Consider the following 8,110-nt stretch of genomic DNA (forward strand, 5'->3'; position numbering starts at 1 on the left):
TCGGCCCAGTACGGGTTGCTCGGGATGTGGTTCAGGAAATCCCGACACAGGACTTCGGCAATGTCAGCCATACCCATCGGGGCACCCGGATGACCGGATTTGGCTTTCTGTACTGCGTCCATGCTCAGCGCACGAATAGCATTGGCAAGCTCTTTACGTGAGGACATTTTGACTCCAGATCGGATGATGAAGGCCATACCCGCAACGACTTGACGACAGCGCGTTTTGGGCTACGCCGGAAAAAAGTGCCAACAATGTAACCCAAGCCGCGTGTCATGTACATGGAGCATCCTTTTGCCGCTTCAGAAATCTCCGGATCACACTCGCATGTTGCGCAATCTGCTCGCCCGCTTGTTGTTCTTTTCTTTATACTTAGCGAGAGCGCGGATTCATCTGTAAATCGCGCACTTTTAGAACAATCCTCATTTCGTGTGGAAGAAAAAACATGAAGATTCGCGCGTTACTGCTTGCTATGGGCATGGCGACGGTGTTGACCGGCTGCCAGAATATGAATTCCAATGGACTGCTCTCCTCAGGGGCCGAGGCTTTTCAGGCCTACAGTCTGAGCGACACGCAGGTTATCGCGTTAAGCAACCAGGCCTGTACGGAAATGGATGGTAAAGCGACTATCGCGCCAGCCGGCAGCGAGTACGCGAAGCGCCTGAACAAAATCGCCACGGCGCTCGGTGATAACATCAACGGACAAGCGGTCAACTACAAGGTCTACATGGCGAAAGACGTGAATGCCTTCGCGATGGCGAACGGCTGTATTCGTGTCTATAGCGGCCTGATGGACATGATGACGGACAACGAAGTCGAAGCTGTGATTGGCCATGAAATGGGTCACGTTGCGCTCGGCCACGTGAAGAAAGGTATGCAGGTGGCGCTGGGCACTAACGCCGTTCGTGCAGCCGCAGCCTCAGCGGGTGGGATCGTCGGCAGCCTGTCGCAATCACAGCTCGGCGATCTGGGGGAAAAACTGGTGAACTCGCAGTTCTCCCAGCGTCAGGAAGCGGAAGCGGATGACTACTCGTACGATTTGTTGCGCAAACGCGGTATCAGCCCGGCGGGTCTTGCCACCAGCTTCGAAAAACTGGCGAAACTGGAAGAAGGTCGTCAAAGCTCAATGTTTGACGATCACCCGGCCTCCGCAGAACGTGCGCAACATATTCGCGATCGTATGAAAGCAGACGGGATTAAGTAACATTCAAGCGTGCCGGATGACGGCATAAACGCCTTATCCGGCCTACAGAACTACAGAACTACAAATTTAGTCCGGTGATCGGGCGTTATTGGCGAAGCCAGTTTGAGCCTGGACAGCGCACAGCCACCGGAGCGTACACGGAGTACGTGAGGATGGCGAGCACTGCCCGGGTTCAAAATGGCGAGTAAAATAGCCCGAAACCCGTTACTCGCCTTTCTTCGCTGCCTGAATGTACAGCATCTCCAGCGCCAGCGTTGCCGCCGCCAGGGCGGTGATTTCTGACTGATCGTAAGCCGGCGCCACTTCCACCACGTCCATTCCTACGATGTTCAGATCTTTCAGGCCGCGCACCAGCTTGATGGCGCGATCGGAAGTCAGACCGCCAATCACTGGCGTACCGGTCCCCGGCGCGAATGCCGGATCCAGGCAGTCGATATCAAAGGTCAGATAGACCGGCATGTCGCCGACAATCTGTTTCACCTGAGCGATGATGTCATCAACGCCGCGATCATTCACCTGACAGGCGTCCAGCACGGTAAAGCCGTTGTCTTTGTCGAATTCTGTACGAATGCCGATCTGCACGGAGTGATTCGGATCGATCAACCCTTCGTTCGGCGCAGTGTAGAACATGGTGCCATGGTCGAACTCACAGCCATTCGCATAGGTGTCGGTGTGGGCATCGAAATGGACCAGCGCCATTTTGCCAAAGTGTTTCGCGTGCGCGCGCAGCAGCGGCAGCGTCACAAAGTGGTCGCCGCCAAAAGAGAGCATCCGTTTACCGGCTGCCAACAGTTTCTCGGCGTGCGCCTGCAGTTTTTCACTCATTTCACGCGCGTCGCCAAAAGCGTAAACCAGGTCGCCGCAGTCCACCACGTTCAGACGCTCACGCATGTCGAAATTCCACGGGAAGCGGTTGTGTTCCCAGGCCAGATTCGTTGACACCTGACGGATCGCCGCCGGGCCGTGACGTCCGCCCGCGCGACCGGACGTCGCCATGTCAAACGGCACGCCAGTGATCACCCAGTCGGCATCGCTGTCATACGGCTGGAAATTCAGCGGCAGACGCAGGAAGCCAAAGGCGTTAGAAACCAGGGAGTTATCGTACTGATGACCTAAGGTGCTCATGGCAAAAACCTCATATTCGTCAATATAAAAAAACCCTCCCGCGTCGTTAGGCCCGACGAGAAAGGGTTTGATTCGTAAACACAGTAATTGAGTAAATTATCGCTGCTTAATTGCCCAGGTTCAAGTCGCCCGGGCATCAGCCATTATTCATCTTCAAGATACGTATAGCCGTACAGACCCGCTTCGAACTCTTCGAGGAACTGCTGCTGCAGCGCATCGTCCAGGCCGGTTTGTTTCACCTGATCGCGGAAGTGTGTCAGCAGCGTTTTCGGATCCAACTGCACATATTGCAGCATGTCCGCCACGGTATCCCCTTCATCCGACAGCTCAACTTCTACACTACCGTCCGGGAAGACAAACACGTCCACCGCTTCGGTATCGCCAAACAGGTTGTGCATGTTGCCGAGGATCTCCTGATATGCGCCGACCATAAAGAAACCGAGCATCGGCGGGTTATCCGGATCGTACTCTGGCATCGGCATGGTGGTCGCAATGCCATCGCCGTCGATGTAGTGATCGATAGCGCCGTCGGAATCACAGGTGATGTCCAACAGAACCGCACGACGTTCAGGTACCTGATCCAGCCCTTCCAGCGGCAGGACCGGGAACAGCTGATCGATCCCCCACGCATCCGGCATTGACTGGAACAGCGAGAAGTTGACGTACATTTTGTCCGCCATACGCTCTTGCAGTTCATCAATGATCGGACGATGCGCGCGGTTTTGCGGATCCAGCTGTTTCTGCACTTCGTGACACATGCTCAGATAAAGCTGTTCCGCCCACGCACGTTCCTGCAGGCTGAAAGTGCCGGAGGAGTATCCGATGTGGATATCGTGCAAATCCATCTGGCTGTCGTGCAGCCATTCGCGCAGCGAGCGACGGGTACCCGGCTCGTGCATCTCCTGCCAGGTTTCCCACATGCTTTGCAGCGCGCGCGGCGCGTCGTCAGCCGGAGCAACAGGCACGGTATATTCGTTACGCTCAACGCCGATGATGTTGGACACCAGCACCGTGTGGTGCGCGGTCACCGCACGACCGGACTCGGTGATCACCGTCGGATGCGGCAGGCCATTTTCTTCACAGGCATCGCCAATCGCCCAGATAATGTTGTTGGCGTATTCGTTCAGGCCGTAGTTCACCGAGCAGTCAGACTGCGAGCGGGTTCCTTCGTAATCCACCCCCAGACCGCCGCCCACATCGAAGCACTGAATGTTGACGCCGAGCTTATGCAGCTCAACATAGAAACGGGCAGACTCACGCACACCGGTGGCGATGTCGCGAATATTCGCCATCTGCGATCCGAGGTGGAAATGCAGCAGTTGCAGGCTATCGAGACGCCCGGCTTCACGCAGCGTTTCCACCAGTTGCAGGACCTGCGTTGCCGCCAGGCCGAATTTGGATTTTTCGCCGCCGGAGGACTGCCATTTGCCAGACCCCTGCGAAGCCAGACGTGCACGCACGCCCAGACGCGGAATGACGTTCAGACGTTCGGCTTCATCCAGCACAATGGCGATTTCCGACATCTTCTCGATGACCAGATAGACTTTATGGCCCATCTTCTCGCCAATCAGCGCCAGGCGAATGTACTCCCGGTCTTTATAGCCGTTACACACAATTACCGAACGGGTCATCCCGGCATGCGCCAGGACCGCCATCAGTTCCGCTTTGGAACCGGCTTCCAGACCCAGCGGTTCGCCAGAATGGATTAAGGATTCGATGACGCGACGATGCTGGTTAACCTTGATGGGGTAAACCAGGAAATAGTCACCGTTATAGCCGTACGACTCACGCGCGCGTTTGAACGCCGCGTTAATAGAGCGCAGGCGGTGTTGCAGGATCTGCGGGAAGCAAAACAGCGCCGGCAGGCGTTGCCCTTGCGCTTCACGTGCTTTCACCAGCTTAGCGAGATCGACGCGCGCTTCGGGTACGTCAGGGTCCGGGCACACGCTAATGTGACCCAACTCATTGACGTCATAGTAGTTATTGCCCCACCAGGCAATATTGTAAGTACGCAGCATCTTGCTGGCTTCCTGGGAGCTCATTGCAACCTCCTGCATGGAGCGTAGTACACCCTGTTCGCCTGCTGACGAAGGCGAACCCAAAGACATGTCGTCAGACATAGCGAACCTCAAATTTTATTAACAAGTGTAAAACAGTTGACTACTATCGCAATCCGAAGAGGCGATAACAACCCATAAACAGTCGGATTTTCCAGCAGAAAGTGCTGGTACTCCGCCTGCGCGACCGGTTTCTTTTTCATATCATTGTAAAACACGTAACCGAACTTACGTATGACGGTTCGGCGAAACCACGAGAAAACTCTTGTTTCCACAAGAGCGCCCTTGTTCAGTCCTTAGTGCCAGTTACCGGCTCTGGAGTCCTGAGAAGCGCCGAGATGGGTATAACATCGGCAGGTATGCAAAGCAGAGATGCAAATTGTGGAGGACATACGCACACCAGAACGGTGCGACAGATTCAGCAAAATACAACGGTTCATTATCTCTTATCACCTCCATGGTCGCTCCATCAGGAACGCACCCACAAGCCAAAGCTAACGTTTTAACCCGGCTGGAAGTGGCGACACGAAGAAAACGTCGTGTGCTTTTTGTATGAGCCGCGCGCCGCGTTTTATACCGACAACAGAATGAAAAAGCAAAACATATATGCGCAGATTGTCAGCAGTATCTGTAAAAATTTCCCCTCATGTTTTCAACATAGTGAGAGCTGATTCAAAAAACAGTGGAAATCGGGTGAAGAAGTGACCTAAAATAGCCATCCAGATGTTAATCCATCCATACTGATTAACACTCAGACTGCCAGTGTCACTAACCTGCAGGCCTTGGTAGAATCTTCTGCTTTGGCTTTTCCGCACAACAGTTTGAGCTAACCAAATTCTCCTTAGGTGAAATAAAACATGGCAAAACACCTTTTTACGTCCGAGTCCGTATCAGAAGGGCATCCTGACAAAATCGCAGACCAAATCTCTGATGCCGTGCTCGATGCTATCCTGGAACAGGATCCGAAAGCGCGCGTCGCGTGTGAGACCTACGTGAAAACCGGCATGGTTTTAGTTGGCGGTGAAATCACCACCAGCGCATGGGTCGATATCGAAGAGATCACACGTAATACCGTGCGCGAGATTGGCTATGTGCATTCCGACATGGGCTTTGATGCCAACTCGTGTGCTGTCCTGAGCGCCATTGGTAAACAGTCTCCGGATATCAACCAGGGCGTTGACCGTGCCGATCCGCTGGAACAGGGTGCTGGCGACCAGGGCCTGATGTTTGGCTATGCCACCAACGAAACCGACGTGCTGATGCCTGCGCCGATCACCTACGCGCACCGTCTGGTGCAGCGTCAGGCTGAAGTGCGTAAAAATGGTACCCTGCCGTGGCTGCGCCCGGATGCGAAAAGCCAGGTGACCTTCCAGTACGACGACGGCAAAATTGTCGGCATCGACGCCGTGGTGCTCTCCACCCAGCATGCGGAAGAGATCGATCAGACGACGCTGAAAGAAGCGGTGATGGAAGAGATCATTAAGCCGGTTCTGCCGACCGAATGGCTGAACTCTGCCACCAAATTCTTCATCAACCCGACCGGCCGTTTTGTTATCGGTGGCCCAATGGGTGACTGTGGTCTGACCGGTCGTAAGATCATCGTTGATACCTACGGCGGCATGGCGCGTCACGGTGGCGGCGCATTCTCCGGTAAAGATCCATCGAAAGTGGACCGTTCTGCAGCTTACGCAGGACGTTATGTCGCGAAAAACATCGTTGCCGCAGGCCTGGCTGACCGTTGTGAAATTCAGGTTTCCTACGCGATCGGCGTGGCTGAACCGACTTCCATCATGGTGGAAACCTTCGGTACCGAGAAAGTGCCTGCTGAGCAGTTGACGCTGCTGGTTCGCGAGTTCTTCGATCTGCGTCCGTACGGTCTGATTCAGATGCTGGATCTGCTGCACCCGATCTACAAAGAGACCGCTGCGTACGGTCACTTTGGTCGCGAACATTTCCCGTGGGAAAAAACCGACAAAGCCGCTCTGCTGCGCGACGCTGCCGGTCTGAAGTAAGCGACCGACATCCGTGACTTAAGGCCAGCCTCGTGCTGGCCTTTTTTCTTTATACCTCGCCTGAAATTCCTCAGCACGTCATTCATTGAAACCGCTTACACCATGAAGTGAAAGTACTCATTTCAGAATAATCACTTTGCATGTTCTGACTTTCTCTGCTGTTACATTTTATTTCAGCTAAGTCTTAAATCTGATCAAACGTGATACACCTCAGTTTAATTAATCTATAATTTTCAATTTGTTAATGTGAATGACGATAAACTGGTAGTGTAACCGATTACACTTACGTGATAACAATCACATATTTTTGCGGTGTACTCACCTACCCTAATTATCAACAAAACTGATAACCCAACCGGAGGGCATAATGCCTGACAATAAAAAACAGGGGCGTTCCAATAAGGCCATGACATTTTTTGTCTGCTTCCTTGCAGCCCTGGCAGGATTACTTTTTGGCCTGGATATCGGCGTTATTGCTGGCGCATTACCGTTTATCACCGATGAATTCCAGATTTCCGCACACACTCAGGAGTGGGTCGTCAGCTCCATGATGTTCGGTGCTGCAGTCGGTGCCGTCGGCAGCGGCTGGCTCTCTTTCAAACTCGGGCGCAAGAAAAGCCTGATGATCGGCGCGATCCTGTTTGTCGCCGGTTCGCTGTTCTCCGCGGCGGCGCCAAACGTTGAAGTGCTGATCCTGTCCCGCGTCCTGCTGGGTCTGGCCGTCGGCGTGGCCTCGTACACCGCCCCTCTGTACCTGTCTGAGATCGCCCCGGAAAAAATTCGCGGCAGTATGATCTCCATGTACCAGTTGATGATCACCATCGGGATCCTCGGCGCCTATCTGTCGGATACCGCCTTCAGCTACAGCGGCGCATGGCGCTGGATGCTGGGCGTGATTATCATCCCGGCGATTCTGCTGCTGATCGGCGTCTTCTTCCTGCCGGACAGCCCGCGCTGGTTTGCAGCAAAACGGCGCTTTGTCGATGCCGAACGCGTACTGCTACGTCTGCGTGATACCAGCGCAGAAGCCAAACGCGAGCTGGATGAGATCCGCGAAAGCCTACAGGTGAAACAGAGCGGTTGGGCGTTGTTCAAAGAGAACAGCAACTTCCGTCGCGCAGTGTTCCTCGGCGTGCTGTTGCAGGTGATGCAGCAGTTCACCGGAATGAACGTCATCATGTACTACGCGCCAAAAATCTTTGAAATGGCGGGTTACACCAACACCTCAGAGCAGATGTGGGGCACCGTGATTGTCGGTCTGACCAACGTGCTGGCCACCTTTATCGCTATCGGTCTGGTTGACCGCTGGGGTCGTAAACCGACACTGACGCTGGGATTCCTGGTGATGGCGGCCGGAATGGGGATCCTCGGAACGATGATGCATGTTGGCATCCACTCCCCGTCCGCGCAGTACTTCGCTATCGCGATGCTGCTGATGTTCATCATTGGTTTTGCGATGAGCGCCGGTCCGCTGATTTGGGTGCTGTGTTCTGAAATCCAGCCGCTGAAGGGCCGTGATTTTGGTATCACCTGCTCGACGGCAACCAACTGGATTGCCAACATGATCGTCGGCGCGACGTTCCTGACCATGCTGCAAAACCTCGGTAACGCGAATACCTTCTGGGTTTACGCTGGTCTGAATGTGCTGTTTATCCTGCTGACGCTGTGGCTGGTGCCGGAAACCAAACACGTCTCGCTGGAGCACATTGAAC

Annotated in this window: 8 protein-coding genes; 3 read left to right on the top strand and 5 right to left on the bottom strand. The window is 54.2% G+C overall.

All coding sequences use genetic code 11. From position 1 onward, the window contains the following. A partial coding sequence (locus AB7E14_RS16790; protein WP_428169698.1) for a hypothetical protein occupies positions 1–167 on the bottom strand: 167 nt, incomplete at its 3' end. Between the two features lie 278 nt (positions 168–445). Here AB7E14_RS16790 and AB7E14_RS16795 point away from each other — a divergent pair. Beyond that, entirely contained in the window at positions 446–1,204 is a 759-nt protein-coding gene (locus AB7E14_RS16795) for a M48 family metallopeptidase (protein ID WP_042998049.1), read from the top strand. Between the two features lie 204 nt (positions 1,205–1,408). Here AB7E14_RS16795 and speB read toward each other — a convergent pair whose 3' ends face one another. From speB to AB7E14_RS16815, 4 genes are all read right to left on the bottom strand, one after another. Beyond that, positions 1,409–2,329: an agmatinase gene (gene speB, locus AB7E14_RS16800; protein ID WP_042998050.1), complete on the bottom strand. Its 921-nt coding sequence runs from the start codon at positions 2,327–2,329 to the stop codon at positions 1,409–1,411. A gap of 143 nt (positions 2,330–2,472) precedes the next feature. Then, positions 2,473–4,449: a biosynthetic arginine decarboxylase gene (gene speA / locus AB7E14_RS16805; protein ID WP_042998051.1), complete on the bottom strand. Its 1,977-nt coding sequence runs from the start codon at positions 4,447–4,449 to the stop codon at positions 2,473–2,475. Between the two features lie 8 nt (positions 4,450–4,457). Further along, a complete protein-coding gene (gene yqgB / locus AB7E14_RS16810) occupies positions 4,458–4,589 on the bottom strand; it encodes an acid stress response protein YqgB (protein WP_043001726.1) in 132 nt (43 codons plus the stop codon). A 93-nt stretch (positions 4,590–4,682) separates the two neighbouring features. Beyond that, positions 4,683–4,826 carry a hypothetical protein gene (locus tag AB7E14_RS16815; RefSeq protein WP_269460499.1) on the bottom strand — a complete coding sequence of 48 codons (144 nt, stop codon included), beginning with the start codon at positions 4,824–4,826 and terminating at the stop codon, positions 4,683–4,685. A 417-nt stretch (positions 4,827–5,243) separates the two neighbouring features. Here AB7E14_RS16815 and metK point away from each other — a divergent pair, with 417 nt between their 5' ends. Continuing rightward, a complete protein-coding gene (gene metK, locus AB7E14_RS16820; protein ID WP_046401615.1) occupies positions 5,244–6,398 on the top strand; it encodes a methionine adenosyltransferase in 1,155 nt (384 codons plus the stop codon). 367 nt (positions 6,399–6,765) lie between these two features. Next, a partial coding sequence (gene galP / locus AB7E14_RS16825; protein WP_428169697.1) for a galactose/proton symporter occupies positions 6,766–8,110 on the top strand: 1,345 nt, incomplete at its 3' end.

Origin of the sequence: Citrobacter sp. (assembly GCF_050252275.1) — a bacterium.
In the GTDB taxonomy this organism is placed as follows: domain Bacteria; phylum Pseudomonadota; class Gammaproteobacteria; order Enterobacterales; family Enterobacteriaceae; genus Citrobacter_A; species Citrobacter_A amalonaticus.

Bases quoted from the DNA above. Each gene is read 5' to 3' on its own strand.
- AB7E14_RS16795 (WP_042998049.1), top strand. From the start codon at position 446: ATGAAGATTCGCGCGTTACTGCTTGCTATGGGCATGGCGACGGTGTTG.
- speB (WP_042998050.1), bottom strand. From the start codon at position 2,329: ATGAGCACCTTAGGTCATCAGTACGATAACTCCCTGGTTTCTAACGCC.
- speA (WP_042998051.1), bottom strand. From the start codon at position 4,449: ATGTCTGACGACATGTCTTTGGGTTCGCCTTCGTCAGCAGGCGAACAG.
- yqgB (WP_043001726.1), bottom strand. From the start codon at position 4,589: ATGAAAAAGAAACCGGTCGCGCAGGCGGAGTACCAGCACTTTCTGCTG.
- AB7E14_RS16815 (WP_269460499.1), bottom strand. From the start codon at position 4,826: ATGAACCGTTGTATTTTGCTGAATCTGTCGCACCGTTCTGGTGTGCGT.
- metK (WP_046401615.1), top strand. From the start codon at position 5,244: ATGGCAAAACACCTTTTTACGTCCGAGTCCGTATCAGAAGGGCATCCT.